The organism is Pseudarthrobacter sp. P1, from assembly GCF_050156935.1.
Taxonomy (GTDB): Bacteria; Actinomycetota; Actinomycetes; order Actinomycetales; family Micrococcaceae; genus Specibacter.
Genome location: NZ_CP189584.1, coordinates 1,653,490 through 1,678,261 on the forward strand (window position 1 = coordinate 1,653,490; position 24,772 = coordinate 1,678,261).

Consider the following 24,772-nt stretch of genomic DNA (forward strand, 5'->3'; position numbering starts at 1 on the left):
TTCTCTTCAATTTCCCGTCAGGAAGGGGTCGGACGGTCAGAGCAGGTCTTCGACGCCGAGCTGGCTCTCGGGGATGGTGGTGAAGTCGGAGTTGGCGAACGCCAGGGCGTCGCCGGTGCGGTAGTTGAAATCGGCCACCTCGCCCAGGTAGAGGGTGTGGTCGCCGCCGTCGTACGCGGCCCACGGCCGGCATTCGAACCAGGCCAGCACATTGGCCAGCCGGGGGGCCACCGGCCCCTCCACCCAGACCGGCTCCTGGCCGGGGCTGCCGGCAAAATGCAGTGCCAGCTTCTGCTGCTCGGCGCCGAGGATGTTTACGGTGAAGGGCCGGTCGGCGAGCTCGTCGTGGGCCTTGGCGCTGCGGGCGATGCTGACCAGCACCAGCGGCGGCTCCATCGAGACCGAGGTGAAGGAGTTCACGGTGATCCCGTGGCGCTTGCTGGCCCCGTCGAAGGTCACAATGGCCACACCCGTGGCGAAGCGTCCCAGGCTGCCGCGGAAATGGTGGGCACGGGGGCGCAGTGCGGTGGTGGGCCGCTGCGGCTGCACTGCCGAGGGTGCGTTCATGGTGGTCCCCTGGTCACATCATGGCGGAAGTTCTTTATCCGAACTTCTAGTCCCAATAAAGAACGCTAGACCCAAGTGATGCCTATCACAAGCATTTTAGCGGCAAATCCTCCGCGCGATTAGGATGGGCACATGACCGTGCAGCGCGCTTCCACCCCCGAGCCCCCAGAAGAGGCCGAAAAACCGGCTGCCCCGGCCCACTCGCAGACGCTCTCGCGCGGTCTGCGGGCACTGGAAATCCTGGCCGAGGCGGACCGGCCCCTGACCATTGCGGAGCTCTCCGGGACCCTGGGCGTGCACCGCTCCATCGCCTACCGGATCCTGCGCACGCTGGAGGACCACTCGCTGGTGGTGCGCGACGACGCCGGCCGGCTGCTGCCCGGACCCGGGCTGGCCGTGCTGGCACGCGGCGTCTCGCGGAATCTGCAAAGCGCCGCCCTGCCGGAGCTGACCCGCTTGAGCGAGGAACTGGCCATGACGGCTTTCGTCACCGTCTGGGACCAGCTGGACTGCGTGACGCTGGTGACGGTGGAGCCGCGGCACTCCGGTGCAACGCTCGCCCAACACCCGGGCACCCGGCACCCGGTGGGTGTGGGCGCCCCCGGCATTGCCATCCAATCAACCATGGGCATTCAGGAGTGGCAGCGCCAGGTGCCCTCCCAGCCCTACCGCGCCGAGGCCATCGAGGCCCGCAGCCTCGGCTACGCCGCGAGCCACGACGAGGTCATCGCCGGATTGTCCTCCATCGCCGCCCCGGTGCTGGTCCCCGGGCAGCGCCCGGCCGCCATCGCCGTCGTCTACATCCGGGCCAACCAGGAACCGGCGGCCATTGGCGCCGCGCTGGCCGCCGCCGCCCGCCGCATCGAGGCGGAACTGCTCTAGCCGCCAACGTCCATCATTGGCACCGCACCGTCCGCCGCGCTGGCCGCCGCCGCCCGCCGCATCGAGGCGGAACTGCCCTGGCCGCCAACGTGGACGGGCCCGTCGGCCGCAGGAATTCCTGCGGCCGACGGGCCCGTGGACGGTACAACCGTGGCTACCTGGCGAACTGGATCTCTATGCCCACGCCCGGGGTCCAGATGATGCGCCCGCCCTGGTAGTCCTGTCCCACGACACCGCCGGAAAGGGGGTACTCGTTGGTGGTCGGGTAGCCGAGCCGGCCGTCCTGGTAGCCCTGGGTGCCCCAGGCCGCGCGGATCCCGCCCTGGGAGATGTGCGAGCCGGTGGCCGGTGTCCAGTAGATGGCCCCGCCCTGGAAGGACTGGACGTAGCCGCCGCGGACGAGGCCGGCGGCCTCATCGGATGTCGGATAGCGCAGCTGCCCGTTCTGGCTGCCCTGCACCTTCCAGGTCGCACCGATGCCACCCGTGACGGCGTGCGAGCCGCTGGCCGGGGACCAGTAGATGGCCCCGCCCTGGTAGAGCTGGTAGACGCCACCGTTGGCCAGGCCGGCGATTTCATCGGTGGTCGGATAGCCCAGCTGCCCATTTTCGAAACCGAAGCGCCCCCAGGTCTGCCGGTTGGCACCCGTGGAGATGTGCGGCCCGGTGGCCGGGGTCCAGATGATGGCACCGCCCTCGAACATTTGGTAGACACCGCCGCTGCGCAGGCCGCCGACTTCATCGGTGGTGGGGTAGCCGAAGCGTCCGCCTTCGGAACCGTAGGCTCGCCAGGTCTGGCGGATGCTGTTCGTGACGGTGTGCGCGCCGGTGGCATAGGACCAGAGAATGGCCCCTCGTTGGAAGGTCTGGTAGCAGCCGCCCTTGGCCAAGCCACAGACGACGCCGCTGGTGGCCGAACCCAGGGCGGACGTGGCCGTCGCCTTCTCCGCGATGGACTTGGCGCCCGAACTCGCCGTGACGGTGATGGACGCGTCAGTGTTGCTGATGTTGTTGATCTGCACGGTCATGCCGGTGTGCGAGACGAAGGTCTGCCCGGCCTGCCACGCTTGGTTCGGGTTGTAATACCCGGAAAACGGCAATGTGGAGGGGGCCAGGCGCAGCGAAAAGAGCGCCCAGGGCTTCGCCAGATCCGCCTTGACGATTTTGACACCGCGGTTGCCGTCGACGGCGATGGACTTGTCATAGCCCACGGGCACGCGGAGCTCGAAATAGTACGTTTCGCCGCTGCCTGCGTCGGTGATCTTGACCGCGCGGTTTGCAGCGGTGCCGCCCCAGGCGCGCAGCGTGAAGGTTTGCCCGCTCTTGGCCGTGCCCGCGTCAAAAACTTCATCCCCGCGGCCAAAGTTTCCCATGTCCCAGAAATAGGAGTTGATCACCGGCAGGTTGTATTGGGCAAACCCCATGAGGTCGGTGGTATCGCCGTATTCCCGGGAGCTGCAGGCAGAGGTCGACCAGTTCCCCGCGGAGTTGATGCCAACATCCGCCCGGCCGTCGGTGCACTCCAGGGCGTCGGCATGCAACAGCCCCAGGACGTGGCCAAACTCGTGGGTGGTGACGTTGTTGGTGAGTGTGGACGGCGCCGGCATCAGCATCAGGCCGTCGCCTGTCCCGTTGCTCCAGGTGGCGCCCAGGATTCCCCCGGAGCCACCCCAGTAGAGGTCGCTGTTGGCAACGACAACCATCAGCACGGTGCCCGGCTTCTGGACCCAGCCATATTCGGTGGCGACCTTGTTCATGATGTCGTTGTAGTTTTGGTACGTCGTTGCCGCCGATTTGAAGCCCGTCACCGTTTTGGCCACAGTCATGGAAATGCGGTTGTTGGACATCGACTTCCAGTAGGTGCTGGCCGTATCCACGCCGGTTTTGACGGCGGCCAGGGAAATCCCCGCAGTGTCCGCCGGGGAATTGTCCGCCAGCTGGACGGTGACCACCGTGACGGCAATGGCGCGGACGGCTCCGGTGGCGGCAGCATACGGGGCTGCGGCATTCGGGGCCAGCCGTGCGAACGTGGGCGCGCGCGGAGCCGTGGGCGCGGCTTCCGGAACCTGACCCAGCGGCTGGAGCGATCCGTCAGGCGCCATCGTCAACGGCGTGTTCGGGCCGGGAATCGGATGCCCCGGGCCGAGGGTCCCCACCGTCAAGTCTGCCGGGAGGGAGAGCGGCGGTGCACTGTCCGCCGGATTCGACGGGTCCGTGGCGGGCGCCGGGGCGGCCACTTCCACCGTCGACGGCGGCGGCGCGGTTGCCGGGGCGGCCGTGGCCGGCACCGTCGCAGCCGGCATTTTTGCCGGGGCGGGTGCCGACGGCGATGCTGTTGCCGACGGCGATGCGCTGGCAGGGGGCGCCGTTGAAGCCGGCGACCCAGTGGTGCCGGCGAACGCCGGGGCAGCCATTGGTGCCACGCCGAGCAGAACGGCCGCCGCGAGGGCGGCGAGGAGGTGTCTGCCCCGCTGGGCAATGGTTGGCAGTGTGCGCTGGCGCATCAAAAATCCCTATCTGCCGCGTTGCGCAGCAAGCTGTGCGCGGACCAACCGCATTCTGGAAAAACCAGTGGCTCTACCGCCCACACTGGTGGCCGCCGGCCTGTCGTTGGGACAGCGCCAAGCCCAAAAACCATAACATTTCTTTGATGCCAAAGTGGCTAGCGTGGCTCACGGTGGGACTGTGTCTCGTGTTGCGTATGCCGCTCCGGACACCGGTAGGTTGGTGGCCATGATTGACATTGAGCGCGACGACCCGGCACGGGAGGACGTCCGGCAATTGCTGAACGAGCATCTGGCAGACCTGTTTGCCACCTCGCCCGCCGACAGTGTGCACGCGCTGGACCATTCGGCCCTGTCCGGGCCGGACATCACGTTGTGGACGGCACGCGAGGCCGGCGGACTGCTGGGCTGCGGGGCGTTGAAGCAGCTGGCGGCCCAACAGGGCGAAATCAAGTCCATGCGCACCACCCCCGCCGCGCTCCTGCTCACCCGGATCGTGGACGAAGCCCGGCGGCGCCACTACGAGCACCTCTACCTCGAGACCGGAAGCGAGGAGTTCTTTGCCCCGGCGCGGCGGCTCTACCACCGGCACGGGTTCACCCACTGCCTACCCTTCGCCGGCTACACCCTTGATCCGCACAGCGTCTTCATGCACCTCCCCCTCGCCGGCGGCACGCCCGCACCCTAGGGCGTGTCTCCCAATGCGGCGCTCCAGATGACGACGGCGTGCAGGACGGCCGCTGAGCGGTAGGTGAGGGCCAGTTTGTCGTAGCGGGTGGCCAGGGACCGCCATTGCTTGAGGGTGTTGAAGCTGCGCTCGACCACATTGCGCCGTTTGTAGGCGTCCCTGTCGTATCTGACGGGGCGTCCCCCGGCGGAGCCCTTGCGTTTCCGGTTGGCCTTCTGGTCGTCCTTTTCCGGGATAACGCACTCGATGCCCCGCCCGCGCAGGTACGCCCGGATTGCTTTGGAGGAATAGGCCTTGTCGGCCATGGCCCGGTCCGGGCGGGTGCGGGCCCGGCCGGGACCGGGCCTTTCTACCTTCAGGGCCTCCATGAGGTTCTCAAACATCGGCGAGTCCCCGCCCTGGCCCGGCCCCAGCAGCAGGACCAGGGGACGCATGTTGCCATCCACCAGGGCGTGGATCTTGGTGGTCAGCCCGCCGCGGGACCGGCCGATGGCATGGTCCTCAGGCTCGTCGAGCAGATTCCTGTAATTCGACAGGTCCCCCTGTGTGGCGGGGCAGGTTCGTGCCGTGCTGGTGGGCACGGTTGACCGTGGAGTCGATCGAGACCTCCCAGTTGATCAGCCCGGCCGTGTCCGCGCGGGTCAGCAACGCCGCCAGGACCTTGTCCCAGGTCCCGTTGGCGGCGTTGCGGCGGTGGTGCTTCCACACGGTCTTCCACGACCCGAAATAGGCAGGGAGATCACGCCATGGGATCCCTGCCCGGTAGCGGTAGATGATGCCCTCGGTCATCAGCCGGTGGTCGTTGAAGGGTCGGCCCGGTTTCCCCGACGAATCGGGCATCAACGGGGCAATGGACTCCCACTGGGCATCGGACAACACGGAATAGCGAGAAGGCACCCATCAATCATGCCAAACCGCAAAACCACTGATTAGGAGACACACCCTAGCGGCGTGGGCCGTGGGTAGCAGGGGATTCACCGCCGCCTGCCCACCAGGAGCGGGCGGACAACAATTGGGGGTGCCGTGTTTGGAGTTCTTGGCAGTCTGTTTGGCGTTCTCTACTTCGCCGTGGTTGCCGTGGTGGCCGTCCTCGCCATCTGGGTCCCGATCCTGGTGATCACATTCCTCCGGCTGCGGATTGCGCGGCTGCGGGCCACCGAGGGCACCGGAAACACGGAGCGCTGACGGGCTGGACCGTCAGCGCTTGCGCAGCACCAGCGCCGTCACGGAGCCCAGCACGAACAGCAGGCCGGCGGCCACCACGGGCACCAGCAGGGCGTCGTGGTACCCGGAGGTCTGGGCCACGGAGCCGGCAATCGCCGAGCCAATGGCCGTGCCGGCGACAATGCCGCTGGCCAGCGCCGTCATCACGGTGCCCATCCAGCGTGCCGGGGCAACGATGCCGCCAATACTGAAGATGGTGACCATGGTGGGGCCCACCGGGAGGCCCAGCAGGAGCAGCATTCCCACCATCATCGGCACGGAGCCGGCCAGCAGCAGCCCGGCAGTACCCAAAACCATCAGCGCAGACATGGCCACCCAGCGCACCGGGTGGCTGATGGAGCTTGGCCAATAGGCCACGGACAACGCGGTGAAGGCGGAGCTGAAGCCCATGACCGCGTAGATCAGGCCCGTCTGGTCGACGGAAGCGAACACGCCCATGAAGGCACTGATGGCCGTCTGCGAGGCGCCGAAGAACATGCCCATGCACAGCATGGCCGCCACCGGAATGCTGACGCGGAGCCAGCTGATGGTCTCACTCGGTGCCGGCGTATCGCCATTAACCGATCCGGGCGCGCGGTGCGCGAGGACGGCCTTCTCCGTGGGGTGGACCGCGAAGAGGGACACGAGGACCACCGTCATCACGGCGGCCAGTGCCAATGGCAGCCAGGGCGCGACAAGCGAGGCAAGGACACCCACCAGCGCCGGGCCCAGCACAAAGGTGATCTCATCCGCCGTCCCTTCGAGGGAGAGGGCGGTGTCCACCAGCGGCGCGCGTTCCGCGGCCGGCAGCCGCTTGCTCAGGGCCATCCAGCGGACGCGGGACATGGGTCCCACCTGTGGCGAGGTGGCGCCGGCCAGCAGGGCGGAGGCCAGGACCACGATGGTGTGGCCGGTATCAAAGGTCCCGGCCAGGTAGGTCAGGAGCACGACGGCGGCGACGGCCAGGGCGTTGAGCACGGCCGAAGCCAGCAACACCCGGCGCTGGCCCAGCTTGTCCGCCAAGAAGCCCAGCGTGGGAGCTCCGATGGCCGAGCCGACGCCCACGGCGCCGGCGGCAAACCCGCCGATGGCATAGGAGCTGCTGACGGCAGTGACGAGAGTCAGGGTGCCGACGATCATCATGGCCAGCGGAAGGCGAGCGAAAAGGCCCAAGGGAATGTAGCTGCGGCCGGCCAGCTGCGGGAGCTTGGCATAGCGCCCCGTGGACTTGGCCGGCGCGTGGATGGGCGTGGAAATTGGAGAGGTCATGGGTTTTCCGGATCGCTGACTGGCGCACCGTCCCCCCACCCGATGCGCACAACCCGTATACAGCTTGGATTATACCGCCACGCCCACAGCGGCGGCCACCGATTCCCCCAGTGACAGGGTGGACCCCGCGCGTCCCTTGTGGACATGGAGCTGGGCGGGGATCCGCTGCTTCATGTCCGCGACGTGGCTGACCAGCCCCACCACGCGCCCGCTGTCGCGCAATCCCTCCAGGGCGTCCATGACCTGTTCCAGCGATGCCTCGTCCAGGCTGCCAAAGCCCTCGTCGACAAAGAGCGTTTCGATGTCCAGTCCCCCGGCCTCCTGTTGGACCACGTCCGCCAGCCCCAGGGCCAGGGCCAGCGAGGCCATGAACGATTCGCCGCCGGACAGCGTGGCGGTGTCCCGGCGGATTCCCGTCCACTCGTCCACCACGGCCAGGCCCAGCCCCGACTTGGCCCCACGGCCGGCCAGGGCATCGGAGTGGCTGAGGGTGTAGCGGCCATCGCTCATGGTGGCCAGCCGCTCCGAGGCCGCCACGGCAACCTGCTCCAGCCGGGCCGCCAGAACATAGCTGGCCAGCGTCATCTTGTACGAGTTCTCGCCGTTGCCCCGCAGGGTCTCCGCGAGGTCGTGCAGCAGCCTGGCCTTCTCCCGCTGCGGTGCCGCGCCGTCTTCCAGCTCCGCATGCCGGGCCGTAGTGGTGGCCAGTGCCGTGGCGGCATTGGCCACCAGGCCGGCGCGGAGGGCGGCGTCCTTGGCCGCCTGCTGCGCCGATTGGTGTGCCCCGCGCAGGGCGTCGAGCGACGCGTCGTCCACTTCCCCGGCCTCCTCCGCCAGCGCCCCGCGGACATCCTCGGAGGCCAGCACCGCCTCGTTGCGGATGCGGTCCGCCTCAAAGCCGGCCAGCCTCTCCGCCAACCCGCGGGCCTCGGTGGCGCCCAACAGCGCCGCCGTGACGGCGGCAGCGTCCCCAAAGGGCGAGGGCTCCAGCGCGGTGGCCAGGGTGTTGACGGCCGCCGCGCGTGCCGTAGCGGCGGCGTCGCGGGCGCGCAGGGATCCCAGCAGCGCCGCCAGCAGATCCCGGGCGGCGGCCAGCTGGGCCAGCCGCCCGGCCAGGGAATCGAACCCCGCCCGGGCCTGGGCCAGCGCGGATTCGGCCGCGGCAATGGAGTCCTGCTGCGCTGCCGCCGTGGCACCGTGTGCCGCGGCCTGGGTGCGCGCCGCGGCGGCCAGGGCGGCCTCGGATTCCAAGGTGGCGTCCAGTGCGTCGAGGGTGGCGCGCAGGGTTGCGAGTTCGACGACGGCGGCTGCTGCGGCCGAGGCATCGGCAGCGGCGGCATCAGCCGCCTCCCGGACAGCCTTGGCGTCCGCGGCGCCGCCGCGCCCTGCCAGCACGGCCAGCTCCTGGCGTGCAGTGGCAAGCGCCGCCGACGAGCGCACCGCTGCGGCATCGGCGGCATCGGCCAACTCCTTGGCGGCGGCCTCCTCGCCGGCCGCCTGGGCCCCGGTGGCTGCCAGCGGTGAAGGCCGGGGGTGCTCCTTGCTGCCGCATACCTGGCAGGGTTCACCGTTCACCAGTTTGGCGGCAAGCTCACCCGCAGCCAGTGACAGGCGCAGGTCCACGGCGGCCAGCCATGCCGTCTTGGCCGCCACGGCGTCCTCGCGCAGCGACAGGTCGCTCTGGGCCAGCTTGTCAACGCGTTTCTGCTGCGCCGCATGGGCCGCAACCGTTGTCACCTGCGCGGACGCCTCCCCGGCGGCCTTCTCCCGCGCGGGTGCCAGACCAGCCAGTTCAACGAGCCCGGACAGTGAGGCCGAAGCCTCTGCGTGGGCAGCCTCGGCCGTCTGGGCGGCGGCGCCGTTGAGCTCTGCGGCGGCCAGGGCGGCCGCCAGCGACTGCGACGTGGCCTCGGACTGGGTCCGCAGCCGGTGCAGCTGCTCCTCCTGGGGCAGCGCGGCTTCCACAACGGCCATCGTGCCGGTCAGCCGGCTGTGCAGGCCCGCCAAGTGCTCCGCGTCCAGAGATTCGGACTCCACCATTCCCCCGGCGTCGGACTCCAGCAGGGCGCGCACATCCTCCGGGGCTCCGGCGGCCGCAGCCACGGCGGCATCGAGGCGGGCAAGCGCCTTTGCCTGGTCCGCTTCGGCGGCCTGGACCGTGGCAAGATGCGGGGCCAGCAGTGACGCCGCCCCATGGTGTTCCAGCGCCGCTTTCCATGTGGCGGTGGCCGGTTCAAGTCCGGCCAGCCTCTCCCGTTCGACGTTGGCCGCGGCGAGCTTGGCCTGCCGCCCGCGCCGGGCCTGGGCCAGTTCCAGCGCAGCGGCCGCCTCCCCGGCGGCCGCTGACTGTGCTTCGGCTCCATCCCGGGCAAGGGCAAGCTCCGCATCGACGGCGGCCGCCAGGGCCTCGAAGAGCACCGCACCCCGCAGCTGCTCCAAATCCGGAGCCGCAGCGGCATCCACGCCGTCGTCGGATCCGGTTGCAGCGAACGCACCAGCCGCACCACGGGAACCGCCCGGCGCAGTGGCCAGCACACCCGAAATCTGGCTGCGCGCCAGCCGCTCGGCGCCCAGGACGGCGTCTTCGCTGCCCTTCAGCTCCTCCGCCGCGGTCCTGGCCTCGTCCAGGACCTGCTGCTGGACGGTTTCGTAGATGTCGGTGCCGAACAGTTTCTGCAGCAGCTCCTGCCGGTCCTTCGCGGAGGCACGCAGGAACGCGGCGAAATCCCCCTGGGCGAGCAGGACCACCTTGGTGAACTGCTCCATGGACATGCCCAGCAGTTCCGTGACCTCTGCCCCAGCCTCGTCGTTCCGCCCGGTTTTGGCCTCCCAGCCCGCAGCGGTCTTTTCCCGCAGGTGGGTCAGTGCCTTCTGCTCGGTGGTGCCGCTGCCCCGTTTGGTGGGCCGCATCCAGGCCGGGCTGCGGGTGACCTCCAGGTGCCGGCCGCGCGCGCTGAATTCGCACACCACCTGCGGTTCCAGACCCTCCGGGGCGTGGTCGCTGCGCAGCCGTTTCCCGCCCTCACGGGCACCGGGCACCGAACCATAGAGGGCGTAGCAGATGGCGTCCAGCACGCTGGTCTTGCCGGCGCCGGTGGCACCGTTCAGCAGGAAGAGGCCCTGGGCCCCGAGCTGGTCGAAGTCCACCACCTGGCGCTGGGCAAAGGGGCCAAAGGCCTGGATTTCCAAACGGTGGATCCTCACAGGGCAGCCTCCAGTGCTCGTGCGGCCTCAATGGCCCGGGCCAGGGCGGCCTCTTCCGCTTCCGACGCGCCGCGGGAGCGGACGTGCTCCAGGAATCCGCAGCACAGCTCGACCTCGTCGGCGGCGCCTGCCACGCGCTGGCTGTAGTTCTGCTGCGCCTTGTCCTTGGCGTTCTCCGGTTCAAAGCCCAGCACCAGGGTGTCCGGGAACCGCCCGCGCAGCCGCTCCATGGCCTGGGCCGGACGCTCGTCGTCGGTCAGCGTGATCTGGCAATACGCCGCTTCGGCCCACGCATGCTCTTCGGCGGAGAGAAGATCCTCCAGCCGTCCGCGCAGCACGGCCAGCGGGCGCCCGGCCGGCCAGTCCACGGCCGCCACGGACCTTAGCCCGCCGCCGTCGAGCTCCACCAGCCAGGCGCCCTTGGCGTGGTGGGCCTCGGAGAATGAATAGGGCAGCGGGGAGCCGCTGTAGCGCACGCGCTCCGCCAGCGTCTGCCGCCCGTGCAGATGGCCCAGGGCGGTGTAGGTGAAGCCGTCGAAGAGGTCCAGCGGCACAGCACCGACCCCGCCGATGCTCAGTTCCCGCTCGCTGGCGCTGGAGATGCCGCCGCTGGCAAAGGTGTGGGCCAGCACCACTGACTGCGTCCCGGCGGGGCGCGTGGCAAGGTCCGCCCGGACCCGGGCCAGGGCGGCCTCCGTGACGGAAAAATGGGAGGGCTCGGCCACGTCCAGGGCCTCGGCCACCAGCCGGGGTTCCAGGTACGGCAGCCCGTAGATGGCCAGCTGGGCGCCGTCGAGGTCCAGCACGACGGGTGCGTCAAGATCGGCAATGCGGGTGCGCAGGTGGATGCCGGCGGCCTCCATGACCCGCCCGGCAAAGCCCAGCCGCGTGGCGGAATCGTGGTTGCCGCTGGTCAGCACCACCGCCACACCCCGGGTCGAAAGCGCCGCCAACACCTCGTCCAGCAACGCCACCACGTCCACCCCAGGCAGGGCACGGTCGTAGACGTCCCCGGCCAGCAGCACGACGTCCACCTCCTCGCGCTCCACGGTGTCCAGAAGCTGTGCGGCAAAGCGCCGTTGGGCGGCCAACATGCCCACGCCGTGGAAGGACCGGCCCAAATGCCAATCGGAGGTGTGAAGTAAACGCATGTACCAACGCTAACGGCTCCCCCCGACAGGAAATGCCGGAAGGAGCCGCGGTGCACAAGAGTGTTCGGAAAAGGGCTAGCCGCGCCCGGTCTCCGGCTTGTCGAAGAAGTCCTGCGCATCGTTCGCGGCCGGGACCGGCTGCGGCAGGGCGGCAGCGGGCGCCACGGCGGCAACTACCGCCACCTCGTCGTCGTCCTCGTCCTCATCCTCGTCGTCAACACCGGCGTCGGGCACCACGGCGGCAACCGGCGCGGCAGGGGTGAAGACACGGAAGGTCACTGCCGCGATGGCGGCACCCACCAGCGGGGCAACCCAGAACAGCCACAGCTGCTCAGTGGCCCAGCCGTCGGCGAAGAAGACGACAGCGGTGGAGCGGGCCGGGTTCAGCGAACCGTTGGTCAGCGGCAGCGCCACGGTGAGCAGCACAGCGAAGGCCAGGCCGATGCCCACCGGGGCCAGGACGTTGTTGACCCGCGGGGAGGTGGCAGCCAGGAACACGGCCACGAAGACGGCCGTGACAACGGCCTCGATCAGGAAGGCGCCGGCCAGCACGACGCCGTTGGGCGAGTGCGTGTCGTAGCCGTTGGCCAGGGAGTTGAAGAGCGTTGCGGTGGTCAGCTGGCCGTTGCCGGCGGTGATGGCCGGGAGGACCTTCAGCACGCTGAACAGCACCACGGACGCCAGCGCCGCGGACACCACCTGGGTGATGGCGTACCAGAGGGCATCGATCCATTTGATGCGGCCCACAATCGCCGCACCCAGCGTCACGGCCGGGTTGAAGTGTCCGCCGGACATGTGGCCAAAGGCAATGATGCCGGCCACCAGGGCCAGACCGAAGCCGATGCCCACCGGGAAATTGCTCGATGCCCCGTTGAACAGCGCGATGCCAAGACCGGCAAGGACCAGCAGGAAGGTACCCAGGCCCTCGGCAGCGAGCCGGCCGGCCAGCGAATAGCCCCCGGCCGTGGCCGTGGCGGTCGTTGCCGGCTTGGCGCCCTGGTCCGCAACTGAACTGGGTGTAGTCATGGTGAAAGAATCCTTCTCGGTGGTGGTCGGCGCCGGCGGCGGTGGCCGCGGCGCATTGTCGGTCGTGAGCAGTGCGGTACAAAAGATACTGCACCAATGTGTGCGTAAGCTGTGTCGGTCCCGCTGGGTGGCCACCCGGGGTCACAAACGCCCGTCACAAAGCCCGTCACAAACGCCCGACACAAAGGCCGGTTACAGCCCCGTGGGCAGGCCCAGCACTATGGCGGCCATCGCCGTCGCCGTCAGGGCGACGACGGAGGCCGCGCACAGTCCCGGCAGCCAGGCCGGCGGGGCCAGATCGTTGGGGTCCATGGCGTGGCCGCGGTGCAACAGCCGGATCCGCAGGACCGCGCAGGCCACCAGCACCAGGCTCACGGCGCAGGCCAGGGCGGCGCAGACGCCCAGGCCAATGCTGTGGGCGGAGACATCGAGCTCCACCAACCCGGTGGAGGCGGCCCGGTCCCGGCCCAGCGAGGTCAGCCATCCGCGCCAGATGAGCAGGTCGGCGACGGCGGCGGCCAGCAGCGTCCGTCGCCAGGCCAGCGCCGTGCGCTCGGGCTGCAGGCCCGGGTCGCGGTTGAGTGCTTCGCTCACCGGTGCAGCAGGATGAGGATGGCGACCACCAGCGCGGCGGCGGAGACCACCACGCTCATGCCCAGCAGCATCCATGAGTGCGGCAGCTCCCGGTTATGGCGCATGGCCTGCTCCTGGGCGCTCCAGCGCCGGTAGCTGACGATGGCCAGCACGGCGCCGATGCCCGCGAGCGCCAGGCACAGCAGCACGCGCAGCACGCCGGGGGCGAATTGCGGGGCCAGCTGGTCCAGGGCGACGGCGCCGGCCAGCAGGGCCAGCGCCGTGCGGATCCAGGCCAGGAAGGTGCGCTCGTTGGCGAGCGAAAAGCGGTAGTCCGGAGTGTTTCCGGTGCGGCGCCAAGCGGGCTCGCGCATGGGTCTCCTTGGGAGGTGGGGGTGGGCACTCCCCCGAGTCTACTGTGCCGGTAGATTGGTTCCATGGACTCCACCGCCGCCACTGCGCACCCGTACCCCGCCACCTTTGCCTCCCGTGTCCAGGGATCCCTGATGGGCGGCGCCCTGGGCGATTCACTGGGCTATCTGGTTGAGTTTGATTCACTGGCGGCCATCCGCGCCCGCTACGGCATGGCCGGTCTGCTGGACCTCTCCCAGGCCGAGGGCCCGGTGCACTTTTCCGACGACACCCAGATGACCCTCTACACCGTGGACGGGATGGTGGAGGCACTGGAGTGGGCCAACGAGGGGGTGGGCGCCGATGCCAACGCCTGCCTGTGGCTGGCCTACCTGCGCTGGCTGGCCACCCAGCGCGAACCTGCCCCGGCCCATGCCCCGGTGCCGTTGCCGCGCTGGATTGATGCGCAGCAGACGCTGCACCACCGCCGCCACCCCGGCAAGGCCTGCCTGTCCGGGCTGGCCAGCGGGGAGATGGGCACCCAGGCCCGCCCGGTCAATCCGGATTCCAAGGGCTGCGGCACGGTCATGCGCTCGGCCCCCTTCGGGCTGGTGCCGCACATCCCGGCCGAGGCCGCCTACAAGCTCAGCTCCGATGCCGCCTCGCTCACGCACGGCCACCCGTCCGCACGGCAGAGCTCCGGCGCCTTCAGCCTGCTGATCCATGCCATTGCGGTGCAGGGGCTGGATCTGCGAGCCGCAGCCGCAGCCGCCCGCGAACGGGCCGCCGCCGAGCGCAAGGCCGATCCCGATCTGCTGCGCCGGCTGGATGCGGCCCTGCAGCTCTCGGTCTCCCCGCTCCTGGCGCCGGAGGCGATGACGGCAGCCCTGGGCGAGGGCTGGGTGGCCGAGGAGGCACTGGCCATCGGCCTGTATGCGGTGCTGGCAACCGCCGCGGCGGCCACCTCGCCCGTGGAGCATTTCCTCTCCGCCGTGCGCGTGGCCGTCAACCACGACGGCGACAGCGATTCCACCGGCTCGATCGCCGGCAACATTCTGGGTGCCTACTACGGCGAGGATGCGCTTCCGCAGGCCTGGCTGGCGCTCTCCGAGGCACCGGCCCTGGTCCGTGCGATGGGTGCGGAGTTGCTGCGGGTCACCGGCTCCGAAGGCTGACGTCGACGCAAGCCTCGCACACGCTGGCGGGGACCAGTCCCCCGCGCACCAGCGCACCGAAGATGGCGCAGCCCAGGCAGTACCCGGCGAAGGCCTCCAGCGATGCCGCAACCACCAGCAGGCCCACCAGGACCCAGGCGCCCAGCGGCGCCCCGGCAAAGAACAGCACCGCGGCGGCGATCGACATTGCCGCACCGATGCCCTGGGCAAAGCGCTTGGGCGGTCCGGGCACCAGCCTGGGCGCGCCGAAACGCGGGGCCAAGACCTTCACGGAGAGCAGCGCCGCCGGTGAGATGCGGGGGCCAAAGGCCACCCGGAGCACAAAGCCGGCGGCGATGGCCACCAGCAGCCAGCCGGCTCCGGTCAGCAAAGCCGCCAGCGACAGCACCACCACGATCGCTGCCGTGCAGCGGGCCGCGTACTCGTTCACCGGGTTGGGGAAGGCAAAGAACCGCCTGAGCCTCGAGGGTGCAGGCGGTGCAATGAAGCCTGTGGCGGCGGGGACCTGCTCGAAGATCGGGGACATAGCCCAAGGGTAGGAGCCGCCAGGCGCAGGCAGGTAGCTTTATTGCTCCGGGTGACGTTCCGGAGGATCCATGGACCGGTCCGCCGGCGAGCCCCGCTCCGCCAACACGGCCAGCAGCCGGGCCGGGGCGATGCGCCGGTAGGAGGAATCCACCAGCTCGGCGATCTCCTGCCAGTCGGGATCGGCCACGCTCAGATCCAGCCCCAGCCAGCCGTACGGACCGATGTAGGACGGGATGTAGCAGCGCGGGTCCGCCAGCAGGGCGGGCCGTTCCGCCTCGTCGGGCAGGATCTGGATGGACGCGGGCCGCGGATGGCCCGTCTGGCCCTGGCCGTAGTAGGCGAAGATCCTTCCGGCCCGGAAGGTGGGCCGGCCGAAGGCCATCTTCTCCACGGCCTCCGGAAACGCCAGGGCTATGGCGCGCAGCCGCGCCAGGGCCGGATCGGCGTCGTCGTACATCTGAGGGTGGGCCATGAGGCCAGGCTAGGCAATCATCTGCATGAATTCGCCCTCGGAAAGGACTTCAATGCCTTGGCCGCGCTGCTGGAGGTCCAGCACCCGGCGCGCCTTGGACGTCACGCGGCCCGAGCGCAGGTCCGCGGCCGCAAAGCCGCCGCCCACCACCAGCACGGTGGTCTTGCGCGTGACGTTGCTGGCGGGCTGGGCGCCGAGCTCGGCGGCGCGGGCCTTGGCGGTGCCGCGCGGCAGGCCAAGGTTGCCGGTGAAGACCACCGTCTGCCCGAAGAGCGGGTGCGCGGGGTCGGCGGACAGGTTGGCCTCCGGGTTCGCGCCCTCATCCGGCCAGCCGGAAAACGCCGGCGGTGCAGCCTCCGGATTCTGGGCCCGCAGCAGCGCGGCGCGGGTGGGCTTGGAGAGCTCGTCGACGGCGGGATCGTAGCCGTGCTGGCGCGGCACGGCCAGGCCCAGGGCGCCAAAGACGCCTGCCACGGACCCGGCGCCGTGCCGGCGGGCGATGTCCACCATGATCCCGGCGCACGCCCGGGCGTCCTCGACGGCGTCGTGGTGGTTGACCAGCGCAACACCGGCGGCCTCGGCCACGAACGGCAGCGAATAGGACGGCAGCGAGTAGCTCCTGCGCGAGAGCACCACGGTGCAGGCGTAGTCGAAGGCGGGGCCCGGCAGTCCGGAGACCTCCAGCGCGGAGCGGATCACCCCGACGTCGAACGCGGCGTTGTGGGCAACCACCGTGTCGGTGCCGATGAAGTCCTCAAGCTGCGGGTAGATGCCGGCAAAGCGCGGGGCCGCCGCCACGTCGGCGGAGGTGATCCCGTGGATCTGCATATTGCGCGGATCAAAGTGGTCGTGGCCGGCCGGCGGGCGCATCAGCCAATAGGCCTCGTCCACCACCAGGCCGTCGCGGACCTTGACCAATCCGACGGAGCAGGGCGAGCCACGGAATCCGTTGGCGGTTTCGAAGTCTATTGCAGTGAAGTCCAGGGGCACCCATCAAGGCTACCCGCTGATCCCAGAGGGTGCCTCCGGTGTGCCCTCGGCGTCCGACTGGGCCAGCCAGGCCCGCCGGGCCCAGTCCCGCAGCTCGGCCACGGCCTCGGGCGGCCCGGTGATGCGGACATGGGGGCCGAATTGCAGGAGCTGGTGCACCGCCCGGACCTCGGGGTAGGCCAGTTCCACCACCGGCCAGCCACCTTCCGCCGGCTCCGCCACCGACACCAAAAAGCCGGCGGTGATGCGGGAAAACATGTCGAGGGTGTCCCGGTGCACCAGGGCCGCGACCCGCAGGGCGCCCGCGCGGCCCTCGACGTCGGACTTCAGCTCCGCCCAGACCTCCTTGAGCGTGCGGTTCCCGGGAAGCCGGACCGGCTCCTCCAGCACGGTGCAGGATTGGATCCGCTCCGCCCGGAAAAGCCGTGGCGTCCCGCCGCATTCGGCCACGAGGTACCGACGCCGCCCTTGGCCACCAGCCCGTAGGGATCAAGGGTGTAGCGCCGCACCGTTGCCGCGCCACTGTGCCGGTACCCGATCCGCAGCCGCTGCTGGGCAAAGACGGCATCCTTGAGCCGTTCCACCTCGACACCGGGCCCGTGCCGCGCGGGCCCGTGCCGCGCGGGCCCGGGCCGCATCCAGCCGGACGGTTCGATCAGCAGGTGCCGCATCATGGCCTCGGCACCGGACCGGCGGGCCGCCGGCAGCGCCGCCAGCAGCTTTTGCACGGCGGTGGCCTGGGCCGGGCCCAGCCCCAGCGACTCGTGGGCCGCAGCGGTGGACATCAGGAACAGGGCGGCGGCCTCGGGATCCGTCAGCCCCGCCACATCCATGCGGTAGCCGGGCAGCAGCGCGACGCCGCCGTGGCGCCCGCGCTCGGTGTAGACGGGAACCCCGGCCGCGGACAGCGCCTCCACATCGCGCAAAATGGTCCGCGTCGAGACCTCCAGCAGGGTGGAGAGCTCGACGGCGGAGACGGTGCCGCGGGTTTGCAGCGCCAGCAGGATGGAGAGCAGACGTGAGGCCTTCATCACCGAAGAATGCCAAAGAAACCTGACAAAGGATGTCAGGTATTGCTTCTAGCGTGGAACCAGCCACCGAGAAACCGTCCGAAGGAGACCGCCATGCCCACGCCCAATCTGTTCCTGCTCTACGTCAAGGACCCACAGGCCAGCGCCACGTTCTACACCGACCTGCTCGGCCAGGAACCGGTGGCCAGCTTCCCCGGCTACGTGGCCTTCGACATCGGCCACGGCATGCTGCTCAGCCTGTGGGCGCACCACCGGATCGGCGCGCCGTTTGCCGAGACCGGGTTCCGCAGCGAGATCGCCTTTCTGGTCTCCGGCGACGGCGCCGTGGATGCCATGCACCGGGACTGGACCGGCCGGGGCATCCCCATCGAGCAGGATCCGCACGACGACGTCTTTGGCCGCACCTTCGTGGCCCTGGATCCGGATGGCCACCGCATCAGGGTGTGTCCGCGGGACGCCTAGTACGGGGCGCGGGCCCGTCCCGTGGCGATCTCCACCCACGGGTGGAGCCGGGGCCGCGGGCCCGTCCCGTACCCTTGAAGGGTGATACTTTCTGCCCTCAGTGACTTTGCCGCGCCCACCATGTTGGGGCACGGCCCCGCCCCGATGGGCTTCCTGCCGCCGTGGCTGGACCCGCAGGTCATCCTGAGCAACTCCGCTCTGGGCCCGTGGGTTGTCTTGGTCGCCTGTGCCATCATCTTTGCCGAGACCGGCCTGCTGGTGGGGTTCTTCCTGCCCGGCGATTCCCTGTTGTTCACCGCCGGCCTGCTGGTGGCAACGGGAACCATCCAGTTCAACATCGTGTTCATGATGGTCTTGCTGGTCATCTGCGCGTTTGTCGGAAACCAGGTGGGCTACATGATCGGCGCCAAAGCCGGTCCCTCGATCTTCAACAAACCGGATTCGAGGCTGTTCAAGCAGGAGCATGTGGCCCACGCCCACGCCTTCTTTGAAAAGCACGGCGGCAAGGCGTTGATTCTGGCCCGTTTTGTGCCGATCGTGCGCACCTTCGTGCCGGTGATCGTCGGTGTGGCCGGGATGGAGCGCAGGCACTTCGCCCTGTTCAACGCCATCGGCGCGGTGCTTTGGGCCGGCGGCGTGACGCTGCTGGGCTTCATCCTGGGCGACAAGGTTCCCTTTGTCCAGAAGAACCTGGACATCATCTTTATCCTGATCGTTCTGGTCTCCGTGCTGCCGATCCTCATCGAGCTGGCAAAGGCCTACTTCGCCAAGCGCAAGGCGGCTGGCAAGAGCACCGCCGGGAACTAAGGGTTCCGCACACAAAGAGGGGCACCCGCCGGGTGCCCCTCTTTTTGCTTGGCTTATCGCCCCCGGGAGAGGCCGGCGCGAGGCCTAGGCCAGTGCGGAAATGATATGCGGCAGCAGCGCCCGGAAGGCCTGGCCGCGGTGGCTGATGGCGTTCTTCTCCGCCGGGGCCAGCTCGGCGCAGCTGCGGTCCATGCCCACCGGCTGCAGGATCGGGTCGTAGCCGAAGCCGCCCGCGCCGCGGGGTGCCGTGAGCAGGGTGCCGCGCAGCTCGCCGCGCTCCACCACCTCCACCGATCCGTCCGGGCTGGCCAGGGCCGCGGCGCAGACAAAGCCCGCTCCGCGGTGGGCGGCGTCGATGTCGGCCAGCTGGGCCAGCAGCAGCGCCAGGTTGTCGCCGTCGTTCCCGTGCGCACCGGCCCAGCGCGCCGAGAAGATCCCCGGCGCCCCGCCCAGCACGTCAACGGCCAGGCCGGAATCGTCGGCGATGGCCAGCAGGCCCGTGTGGCGGGCGACGGCGAGGGCCTTCAGCAGCGAGTTCTCGGCAAAGGTGGTGCCGGTTTCCTTGACGTCGGGCGCACCCACGGCACCGGCGTCGACCACTTGCGTGTCCACGTCCAGGCCGGGGACCTGGCCGCGCAGGAGCTCGCGGAGCTCGCGCAGCTTGCCCTGGTTGTGGGTGGCCAGCACCAGGCGCGGCGTTGCTGCCACGGCTACAGGCCCAGGGTGTCGCGCTGGATCTGGGACAGCTGGGCGGTGCCCAGCAGGGCCAGGTCCAGCAGGTTGTTCAGCTCGTCGCGGTCGAAGGGTGCGCCCTCGGCGGTGCCCTGGACCTCAACAAACTTCCCGGATCCGGTGACGACGACGTTCATGTCGGTCTCGGCACGGACGTCCTCAACGTAGGGCAGGTCCAGCATGGGCACGCCGTCGATGATGCCCACCGAGACGGCCGCCACGGTGTCGATCAGCGGCTGGGCGTTCTTGGCGATCAGCTTGTTCTCGCGGGCGTAGTGGATGGCGTCGGCCAGGGCCACATAGGCGCCGGTGATGGCGGCGGTGCGGGTGCCGCCGTCGGCCTGCAGGACATCGCAGTCCAGCACGATGGTGTTCTCGCCCAGGGCCTTGGTGTCGATGATGGAGCGCAGCGAGCGGCCGATCAGGCGGGAAATCTCGTGGGTGCGGCCACCGATCTTGCCCTTGACGGACTCGCGGTCCGAACGGGTGTTGGTGGCGCGCGGGAGCATGGCGTACTCGGCCGTGACCCAGCCGCGGCCCTCACCCTTGAGCCAGCGCGGCACGCCGGCGGTCAGCGAGGCGGTGCAGAGCACGCGGGTGTTGCCGAACTCGATCAGCGCGGAGCCTTCGGCCTGCTTGGACCAGCCTCGGGTGATGCTGATGTCGCGGAGCTGGTCGGGGGTGCGGCCGTCGGCGCGCAGGACTGTGGTTTCAGGCGAAGTCATGACCCAAGCCTACCGAACCCGGCCCCCGCTGGTTGAGCGGAGCGAACGGGAACCGAAACCCGGCCAGGCCACCGTCCACGGCCGCGACCGACATCGAATCCCGTTCAGGACGCAGTAGTGGTCGTGTCATGAACGGGAAGCGGCGTCATGGATGCAGTTGTGCGTCCTGGACGGCCGCCGCCGCGGGGCGCGGCGGGCCACTCGGGTCTCCACGCGCTCGTTCCTCGCTTGGTCGACCACCGAAAACCACGGTGATCGACCAAGGCCGCTTGCGGCCGCGTGGAGATCCGGGGCGGCTCAGATCGTGTAGTGCACGCCCGCGACGGCGACGGCCACGTCGCCAGCGAACTCGGCGCGGGCCTCGGCCACCACCGTGCCGGCATCGGTCCAGACCGGCAGGTGGGTCAGCAGCAGGCGGCGGGCGTTGGCCCGGGTGGCGGCCTGGGCGGCACGCTTGCCGGTCAGGTGGACATCCTTGATGCCGTCGTCGCGGCCCTCCTGGAAGGCCGCCTCGCAGAGGAAGAAGTGCGCGTCCTTGGCCGCATCCTCCAGCCCCTGGCAGGAATCGGTGTCGCCGGAGTAGGCCAGCGTGACGGAACGGTCGACGCCTGTTCCGTCGTATTCGGTGACGTCCACGCGCAGCGCGTACGACTCCTCGATGGGGTGGTTGACGGCATAGGGGGTGATGGTGAACGGGCCCATCTTCACCGGCTCGCGCTCGCTCCAGAGCCGGAAGTCGAATTCCTCGCGCATGCCCGGGTCCAGCGGCAGGCCGTAGGCGGTGGCCAGCCGGTCCGCCGTCGCCGCCGGCCCCCAGACGGGGATGCGGCCGGCATTCCAGCCCTCGGGGTTCCAGCGCACGGCCACGTGCAGCCCGCACAGGTCCATGCAGTGGTCCGGGTGCAGGTGGGTCAGGAAGATGCCGTCGATGTCCTCCAGGTCCATGTACTTCTGCACCGCGCCCAGGGCGCCGCTGCCCAAATCCAGCAGGATGCGCCAAGGCCGCTCGCCGTCGTGCGCCGTAAGCAGGTAGCACGATGCCGGCGACTGGGGCCCGGGAAAGGAGCCGCTGCAGCCCACAATGGTCAGTTTCATCCGTGCTCCCCGGGCTCGTTCAAGACAAAATTGGAGATCCGCGGCCGTTCCAGCTTGGCCGCCGCGATCATTTCCGGGGTGATCCGCGCCATCGATCCGGTGGGATAGTGCGCAGAGACATGCGTCACCTGCTCCACGCTGAGCACCTCGGGGCCCAGGAACCGGCGGGCCAGCACGCCAAAGCTGCCGGCGTCGCCCGTGGAGAGGAAGTTGTGCCGCGGGGCCAGCCCGGAGACGCGTTCCAGGTCGTGGCTGACCAGGGCCTTGTAGACGTCCTTGGCGGTTTCCTCGGCGCTGGAGACCAGTGTGACCGAGTCCCCCATGACGTAGGAGATGACACCCGTCAGCAGCGGGTAGTGCGTGCAACCGAGCACCAGTGTGTCCACGCCGGCGTCCCGGAGCGGGGCCAGGTACCGCTCGGCGGTGGAGAGCAACTCGGGGCCGGCGGTGATGCCCGACTCCACGAAGCGGACAAAGTCGGGGCAGGCGGCCGAGGTGATGTGCAGGTCCGGCGCCGCGGCAAAGGTGTCATCATAGGCGCGCGAGCCCACCGTGGCGGAGGTGCCAATGACGCCCACCCGGCCCGAGCGGGTGGCGGCCACGGCGCGGCGGACGGCCGGCTGGATGACCTCGATGACGGGGATGCCGTAGCGGGCGGTGTAGCGTTCGCGGGCATCGCGCAGCACGGCGGCGGAGGCGGAATTGCAGGCGATGACTAGCAGCTTCACTCCGGAATCCACCAGCTCGTCCATCACGCCCAAGGCGTTGGCGCGGACCTCGGCAATGGGCAGCGGGCCGTACGGGCCGTTGGCCGTGTCCCCCACGTACAAGATGGATTCGTTGGGCAGCTGGTCGATGACGGCGCGCGCCACGGTCAGCCCGCCCACCCCGGAATCGAAGATTCCGATGGGCCGCTCGGCCATCTCCTGGCGCTGCGGCACGGTGCCGGCGCGGCCGTCCTGGGGTCCCCTCGATGCATGGCTCATGATCGTCCTAGAATAGGTCCTCCGCCGGGCACGGAAGAACTTTTGCGTTGGTCTTGTTGATCACAAGGGCCGGTTCGCCACAGCGGCTTGTTTGCCGAAGGGGCGTGCCGCTACTTTCCGCGGACCTCTGCCAGCATGGCCTGGACCAGGCCCTCCTGCAGCCAGGAGGCAAAGTTGTAGACCAGGGCCAGATAGGAATCCACGTCCTCGGCCTCGGCGGCGTCGTGGATCTCGGTGATCCGGTCCGCATCGGCCTCGTCGCGGATCTCCAGCCGCTCGGCCAGCACCAGGCGGACATCGTTGAGCGCCATCGCGAACAGCCGGGCGGCGTCGGCGTCCAGCACCAGCTTCTCGGACTCCAGTGCGAGCGAGGCAGCGCGCAGGGCGCCGATCTTCGTCTCCCGCAGCGAGCGCTCGGTGAGCTGGCGGAACTCCAGCGCGGCGGCGTCGTCGTCGCGCACCACATCCGGCAGCAGCCGGCGCATGGCCGGATCCCGCGGCGCCTGCACATCCATGTCCAGCCCGATCAGCGCGGCCAGCGGGTCAGTGTGGGCCGGGGTCTCGGGTTCGAGCATGGTGATGATGTCGGCGAAGAGGTTGCGCAACAGGTCCCGCTCCGCGGCCTCCAGATGCCCGGTGATGCCCTTGCGGCCGTTGCTGAAGGCCCTAGCCACGCTGGCCGTCCTTTTGGACGGTGGCCCAGAGTCCGTAGCCGTGCATGGCCACCGCATGCGCTTCCATCTTCTCCTTGGAGCCGTGGGCGACGGCGGACTTGCCCTCCGTGTGGACCTGCATCATCAGCGTTGCCGCCTTTTCCGGCGAGTAGCCAAAGTAGCTTTCAAAGACGTAGCTGACGTAGCTCATCAGGTTGACGGGATCGTTCCAGACGATCAGCATCCACGGGATGTCCGGAGCACTCAGCTCAAAGATTTCGGTGTCCCGGGATGTCTCCGGGGCTGTGCTGACGCTCATGTGTCCATTCTAGTGCGGGGCGCACTAGAGTAATTTTCGTGACTACCGCACCTGGTTGGGGCCAGCCCCGCACCTCCCTCTTCACCGACCATTACGAGCTCACCATGCTCCAGGCCGCCCTGCATTCGGGCGCCGCGCACCGGCGCAGCGTCTTCGAGGCGTTTGCCCGCCGGCTGCCCGATGGCCGGCGCTACGGCGTGGTGGCCGGCACCGGGCGCCTGTTGGAGGGGCTGGCACAGTTCCGCTTCGGCCCCACCGAGCTGGCGTACCTGGCCGAGCACAAGGTGGTCAACGACGAGACCCTGGCCTGGCTGGCCGATTTCAAGTTCTCCGGCACCGTCACCGGCTACGCGGAGGGGGAAATCTACTTCCCCAACTCCCCCATCCTGACCATCGAGTCCACCTTTGCCGAGGCCTGCATCCTGGAGACCTACGTCCTCTCGGTGCTCAACCACGATTCCGCCATCGCCTCCGCCGCCTCGCGGATGGTCGGTGCCGCCGGCGGGCGCCCCTGCATCGAGATGGGCTCCCGGCGCACGCACGAGGAATCCGCCGTCGCCGCCTCCCGCGCCGCTGTCATTGCCGGCTTCATGAGCACCTCCAACCTGGAGGCCGGGTTGCGCTATGGCATCCGCACCCTGGGCACCGCCGCGCATTCCTTCACGCTGCTGCACGACACCGAGCGCGAGGCCTTCGCCGCGCAGCTGGCCTCCCTCGGCCAGGACACCACGCTGCTGGTGGACACGTACGACGTCGAGGCCGCCGTCCGCACCGCCGTCGAGCTGGCCGGCCCCGCCCTGGGCGGCGTCCGGCTGGACTCCGGGGACCTGCTGGCCCAGGCCCGCGAGGTGCGCACCCTGCTCGATGCCCTCGGCAACACCCACACCCGGATCACCGTGACCTCGGACCTGGACGAGTTCGCCATCGCGGCCCTGGCCTCGGCCCCGGTGGATTCCTACGGCGTGGGGACCTCGCTGGTCACCGGCTCCGGCGCCCCGACCGCCTCCATGGTCTACAAGCTGGTCAGCCGCACGGGCGACGGCGGCGAGTTCGTCTCCGTGGCCAAGGCCGCCAAGAACAAGGCCTCGCTGGGCGGCCACAAATACGCCATGCGCCGCATCGATGCCCGTGGCAAGGCCACTGCGGAGATCGTGGGCGTGGGCGCCCGGCCGTCCGACGACGGCAACGACCGCGCCCTGGTGGAGACCTTCATGGTGGACGGCGTGCTGGCCCCGGGCTGGACCGGCGCCGAGGGCGTGCGGCGGGCCGCCGAGCGGCACAGCGCCTCCATGGCGGAGCTCCCCGGCGCGGCCAAACGGCTCCAGCGCGGTGAGCCCGTCATCCCCACCGAGTACGAATACACCTCCACCGCAGGTTAAG

General features: G+C 69.5%; 26 protein-coding genes and 1 pseudogene. 7 read left to right on the forward strand and 20 right to left on the reverse strand.

Annotated elements, in window-relative coordinates; translation table 11 throughout:
- Window positions 1–36 precede the first annotated feature (36 nt).
- On the reverse strand, window positions 37–567 hold the full coding sequence (locus tag ACQCSX_RS07835) for a flavin reductase family protein (protein ID WP_427018445.1): 531 nt from the start codon (window positions 565–567) through the stop codon (window positions 37–39).
- Window positions 568–699: 132 nt separating this feature from the next.
- On the opposite strand from ACQCSX_RS07835, the gene ACQCSX_RS07840 reads away from it, so the two are divergent.
- Window positions 700–1,449, forward strand: coding sequence for an IclR family transcriptional regulator (locus ACQCSX_RS07840; RefSeq protein ID WP_427018446.1), 750 nt, complete (start codon window positions 700–702; stop codon window positions 1,447–1,449).
- Between the two features lie 154 nt (window positions 1,450–1,603).
- Here ACQCSX_RS07840 and ACQCSX_RS07845 read toward each other — a convergent pair whose 3' ends face one another.
- Window positions 1,604–3,952 (reverse strand): zinc-dependent metalloprotease family protein, encoded by a 2,349-nt coding sequence (locus ACQCSX_RS07845; RefSeq protein ID WP_427018447.1) that lies wholly within the window; start codon window positions 3,950–3,952, stop codon window positions 1,604–1,606.
- 229 nt (window positions 3,953–4,181) lie between these two features.
- Between ACQCSX_RS07845 and ACQCSX_RS07850 the strand changes: the two genes are divergently transcribed.
- Window positions 4,182–4,640, forward strand: coding sequence for a GNAT family N-acetyltransferase (locus ACQCSX_RS07850; RefSeq protein ID WP_427018448.1), 459 nt, complete (start codon window positions 4,182–4,184; stop codon window positions 4,638–4,640).
- On the opposite strand, the gene ACQCSX_RS07855 is transcribed toward ACQCSX_RS07850, so the two are convergent.
- Window positions 4,637–5,480, reverse strand: a protein-coding gene (locus tag ACQCSX_RS07855; RefSeq protein WP_427018933.1) for an IS5 family transposase whose coding sequence is annotated in 2 segments (ribosomal slippage) — window positions 4,637–5,173 and window positions 5,175–5,480 — 843 coding nt in all. Because the reading frame shifts where the segments join, the coding sequence is not laid out codon by codon here. The two genes, ACQCSX_RS07850 and ACQCSX_RS07855, sit on opposite strands and share 4 nt — an antisense overlap.
- Window positions 5,481–5,663: 183 nt before the next feature.
- Between ACQCSX_RS07855 and ACQCSX_RS07860 the strand changes: the two genes are divergently transcribed.
- Window positions 5,664–5,825 carry a hypothetical protein gene (locus ACQCSX_RS07860; protein WP_427018449.1) on the forward strand — a complete coding sequence of 54 codons (162 nt, stop codon included), beginning with the start codon at window positions 5,664–5,666 and terminating at the stop codon, window positions 5,823–5,825.
- 12 nt (window positions 5,826–5,837) lie between these two features.
- Here ACQCSX_RS07860 and ACQCSX_RS07865 read toward each other — a convergent pair whose 3' ends face one another.
- The 6 genes from ACQCSX_RS07865 to ACQCSX_RS07890 form a co-directional block, all read right to left on the reverse strand.
- Window positions 5,838–7,112 (reverse strand): MFS transporter, encoded by a 1,275-nt coding sequence (locus ACQCSX_RS07865; RefSeq protein WP_427018450.1) that lies wholly within the window; start codon window positions 7,110–7,112, stop codon window positions 5,838–5,840.
- A gap of 69 nt (window positions 7,113–7,181) precedes the next feature.
- The gene (locus ACQCSX_RS07870; protein WP_427018451.1) at window positions 7,182–10,316 is read right to left on the reverse strand and encodes an AAA family ATPase; all 3,135 of its coding nucleotides are present in this window, start codon (window positions 10,314–10,316) and stop codon (window positions 7,182–7,184) included.
- Complete coding sequence (locus ACQCSX_RS07875; protein ID WP_427018452.1) at window positions 10,313–11,467, reverse strand: exonuclease SbcCD subunit D; 1,155 nt, start codon at window positions 11,465–11,467, stop codon at window positions 10,313–10,315. Before ACQCSX_RS07875 ends, ACQCSX_RS07870 begins: the two co-directional genes overlap by 4 nt.
- A gap of 75 nt (window positions 11,468–11,542) precedes the next feature.
- Complete coding sequence (locus ACQCSX_RS07880) at window positions 11,543–12,493, reverse strand: aquaporin (protein WP_427018453.1); 951 nt, start codon at window positions 12,491–12,493, stop codon at window positions 11,543–11,545.
- 192 nt (window positions 12,494–12,685) lie between these two features.
- Window positions 12,686–13,087, reverse strand: coding sequence for a DUF202 domain-containing protein (locus ACQCSX_RS07885; RefSeq protein WP_427018454.1), 402 nt, complete (start codon window positions 13,085–13,087; stop codon window positions 12,686–12,688).
- A complete protein-coding gene (locus ACQCSX_RS07890; protein ID WP_427018455.1) occupies window positions 13,084–13,440 on the reverse strand; it encodes a YidH family protein in 357 nt (118 codons plus the stop codon). The genes ACQCSX_RS07885 and ACQCSX_RS07890 overlap by 4 nt, the downstream gene beginning before the upstream one ends.
- Before the next feature lie 63 nt (window positions 13,441–13,503).
- Between ACQCSX_RS07890 and ACQCSX_RS07895 the strand changes: the two genes are divergently transcribed.
- Window positions 13,504–14,592 carry an ADP-ribosylglycohydrolase family protein gene (locus tag ACQCSX_RS07895; RefSeq protein ID WP_427018456.1) on the forward strand — a complete coding sequence of 363 codons (1,089 nt, stop codon included), beginning with the start codon at window positions 13,504–13,506 and terminating at the stop codon, window positions 14,590–14,592.
- Here the strand turns inward: ACQCSX_RS07895 and ACQCSX_RS07900 are convergent.
- The 5 genes and pseudogenes from ACQCSX_RS07900 to ACQCSX_RS07920 form a co-directional block, all read right to left on the reverse strand.
- Window positions 14,573–15,118, reverse strand: a complete 546-nt coding sequence (locus tag ACQCSX_RS07900; protein ID WP_427018457.1) for a DUF4395 domain-containing protein — start codon at window positions 15,116–15,118, stop codon at window positions 14,573–14,575. The genes ACQCSX_RS07895 and ACQCSX_RS07900 overlap by 20 nt on opposite strands.
- A gap of 39 nt (window positions 15,119–15,157) precedes the next feature.
- A complete protein-coding gene (locus ACQCSX_RS07905) occupies window positions 15,158–15,592 on the reverse strand; it encodes an MmcQ/YjbR family DNA-binding protein (RefSeq protein ID WP_427018458.1) in 435 nt (144 codons plus the stop codon).
- A gap of 9 nt (window positions 15,593–15,601) precedes the next feature.
- Window positions 15,602–16,582, reverse strand: coding sequence for an exonuclease domain-containing protein (locus ACQCSX_RS07910; RefSeq protein ID WP_427018459.1), 981 nt, complete (start codon window positions 16,580–16,582; stop codon window positions 15,602–15,604).
- 9 nt (window positions 16,583–16,591) lie between these two features.
- Window positions 16,592–17,032 (reverse strand): helix-turn-helix transcriptional regulator, encoded by a 441-nt coding sequence (locus tag ACQCSX_RS07915; RefSeq protein WP_427018460.1) that lies wholly within the window; start codon window positions 17,030–17,032, stop codon window positions 16,592–16,594.
- Between the two features lie 419 nt (window positions 17,033–17,451).
- Window positions 17,452–17,613: pseudogene (locus ACQCSX_RS07920) on the reverse strand (helix-turn-helix transcriptional regulator); the annotation flags it as partial.
- 93 nt (window positions 17,614–17,706) lie between these two features.
- Here ACQCSX_RS07920 and ACQCSX_RS07925 point away from each other — a divergent pair.
- Together ACQCSX_RS07925 and ACQCSX_RS07930 are read left to right on the forward strand one after the other, a co-directional pair.
- Window positions 17,707–18,075 carry a VOC family protein gene (locus ACQCSX_RS07925; protein ID WP_427018461.1) on the forward strand — a complete coding sequence of 123 codons (369 nt, stop codon included), beginning with the start codon at window positions 17,707–17,709 and terminating at the stop codon, window positions 18,073–18,075.
- 120 nt (window positions 18,076–18,195) lie between these two features.
- Window positions 18,196–18,882 carry a VTT domain-containing protein gene (locus ACQCSX_RS07930; RefSeq protein ID WP_427019003.1) on the forward strand — a complete coding sequence of 229 codons (687 nt, stop codon included), beginning with the start codon at window positions 18,196–18,198 and terminating at the stop codon, window positions 18,880–18,882.
- Between the two features lie 84 nt (window positions 18,883–18,966).
- Here the strand turns inward: ACQCSX_RS07930 and rdgB are convergent, their stop codons facing one another.
- The 6 genes from rdgB to clpS all read right to left on the reverse strand — a co-directional run bounded on the left by rdgB (window position 18,967) and on the right by clpS (window position 23,392).
- Complete coding sequence (gene rdgB / locus ACQCSX_RS07935; RefSeq protein ID WP_427018462.1) at window positions 18,967–19,590, reverse strand: RdgB/HAM1 family non-canonical purine NTP pyrophosphatase; 624 nt, start codon at window positions 19,588–19,590, stop codon at window positions 18,967–18,969.
- A 2-nt stretch (window positions 19,591–19,592) separates the two neighbouring features.
- Window positions 19,593–20,339, reverse strand: a complete 747-nt coding sequence (gene rph / locus ACQCSX_RS07940) for a ribonuclease PH (protein ID WP_427018463.1) — start codon at window positions 20,337–20,339, stop codon at window positions 19,593–19,595.
- Between the two features lie 297 nt (window positions 20,340–20,636).
- The gene (locus ACQCSX_RS07945; protein ID WP_427018464.1) at window positions 20,637–21,434 is read right to left on the reverse strand and encodes an MBL fold metallo-hydrolase; all 798 of its coding nucleotides are present in this window, start codon (window positions 21,432–21,434) and stop codon (window positions 20,637–20,639) included.
- Window positions 21,431–22,357, reverse strand: coding sequence for a glutamate racemase (murI, locus tag ACQCSX_RS07950; protein ID WP_427019004.1), 927 nt, complete (start codon window positions 22,355–22,357; stop codon window positions 21,431–21,433). The genes ACQCSX_RS07945 and murI overlap by 4 nt, the downstream gene beginning before the upstream one ends.
- Before the next feature lie 173 nt (window positions 22,358–22,530).
- Window positions 22,531–23,094, reverse strand: a complete 564-nt coding sequence (locus ACQCSX_RS07955; protein WP_427018465.1) for a DUF2017 domain-containing protein — start codon at window positions 23,092–23,094, stop codon at window positions 22,531–22,533.
- Window positions 23,087–23,392 carry an ATP-dependent Clp protease adapter ClpS gene (clpS, locus tag ACQCSX_RS07960; RefSeq protein WP_427018466.1) on the reverse strand — a complete coding sequence of 102 codons (306 nt, stop codon included), beginning with the start codon at window positions 23,390–23,392 and terminating at the stop codon, window positions 23,087–23,089. Before clpS ends, ACQCSX_RS07955 begins: the two co-directional genes overlap by 8 nt.
- A 38-nt stretch (window positions 23,393–23,430) precedes the next feature.
- Between clpS and ACQCSX_RS07965 the strand changes: the two genes are divergently transcribed.
- Window positions 23,431–24,771 carry a nicotinate phosphoribosyltransferase gene (locus tag ACQCSX_RS07965; protein WP_427018467.1) on the forward strand — a complete coding sequence of 447 codons (1,341 nt, stop codon included), beginning with the start codon at window positions 23,431–23,433 and terminating at the stop codon, window positions 24,769–24,771.
- The last annotated feature ends 1 nt before the right edge of the window (window position 24,772 follow it).

Coding starts and splice junctions, on each gene's coding strand:
- ACQCSX_RS07835 (WP_427018445.1), bottom strand. CDS start 567: ATGAACGCACCCTCGGCAGTGCAGCCGCAGCGGCCCACCACCGCACTG.
- ACQCSX_RS07840 (WP_427018446.1), top strand. CDS start 700: ATGACCGTGCAGCGCGCTTCCACCCCCGAGCCCCCAGAAGAGGCCGAA.
- ACQCSX_RS07845 (WP_427018447.1), bottom strand. CDS start 3,952: ATGCGCCAGCGCACACTGCCAACCATTGCCCAGCGGGGCAGACACCTC.
- ACQCSX_RS07850 (WP_427018448.1), top strand. CDS start 4,182: ATGATTGACATTGAGCGCGACGACCCGGCACGGGAGGACGTCCGGCAA.
- ACQCSX_RS07865 (WP_427018450.1), bottom strand. CDS start 7,112: ATGACCTCTCCAATTTCCACGCCCATCCACGCGCCGGCCAAGTCCACG.
- ACQCSX_RS07875 (WP_427018452.1), bottom strand. CDS start 11,467: ATGCGTTTACTTCACACCTCCGATTGGCATTTGGGCCGGTCCTTCCAC.
- ACQCSX_RS07880 (WP_427018453.1), bottom strand. CDS start 12,493: ATGACTACACCCAGTTCAGTTGCGGACCAGGGCGCCAAGCCGGCAACG.
- ACQCSX_RS07890 (WP_427018455.1), bottom strand. CDS start 13,440: ATGCGCGAGCCCGCTTGGCGCCGCACCGGAAACACTCCGGACTACCGC.
- ACQCSX_RS07895 (WP_427018456.1), top strand. CDS start 13,504: ATGGACTCCACCGCCGCCACTGCGCACCCGTACCCCGCCACCTTTGCC.
- ACQCSX_RS07900 (WP_427018457.1), bottom strand. CDS start 15,118: ATGTCCCCGATCTTCGAGCAGGTCCCCGCCGCCACAGGCTTCATTGCA.
- ACQCSX_RS07905 (WP_427018458.1), bottom strand. CDS start 15,592: ATGGCCCACCCTCAGATGTACGACGACGCCGATCCGGCCCTGGCGCGG.
- ACQCSX_RS07925 (WP_427018461.1), top strand. CDS start 17,707: ATGCCCACGCCCAATCTGTTCCTGCTCTACGTCAAGGACCCACAGGCC.
- ACQCSX_RS07930 (WP_427019003.1), top strand. CDS start 18,196: ATGTTGGGGCACGGCCCCGCCCCGATGGGCTTCCTGCCGCCGTGGCTG.
- rph (WP_427018463.1), bottom strand. CDS start 20,339: ATGACTTCGCCTGAAACCACAGTCCTGCGCGCCGACGGCCGCACCCCC.
- ACQCSX_RS07945 (WP_427018464.1), bottom strand. CDS start 21,434: ATGAAACTGACCATTGTGGGCTGCAGCGGCTCCTTTCCCGGGCCCCAG.
- murI (WP_427019004.1), bottom strand. CDS start 22,357: ATGGCCGAGCGGCCCATCGGAATCTTCGATTCCGGGGTGGGCGGGCTG.
- clpS (WP_427018466.1), bottom strand. CDS start 23,392: ATGAGCGTCAGCACAGCCCCGGAGACATCCCGGGACACCGAAATCTTT.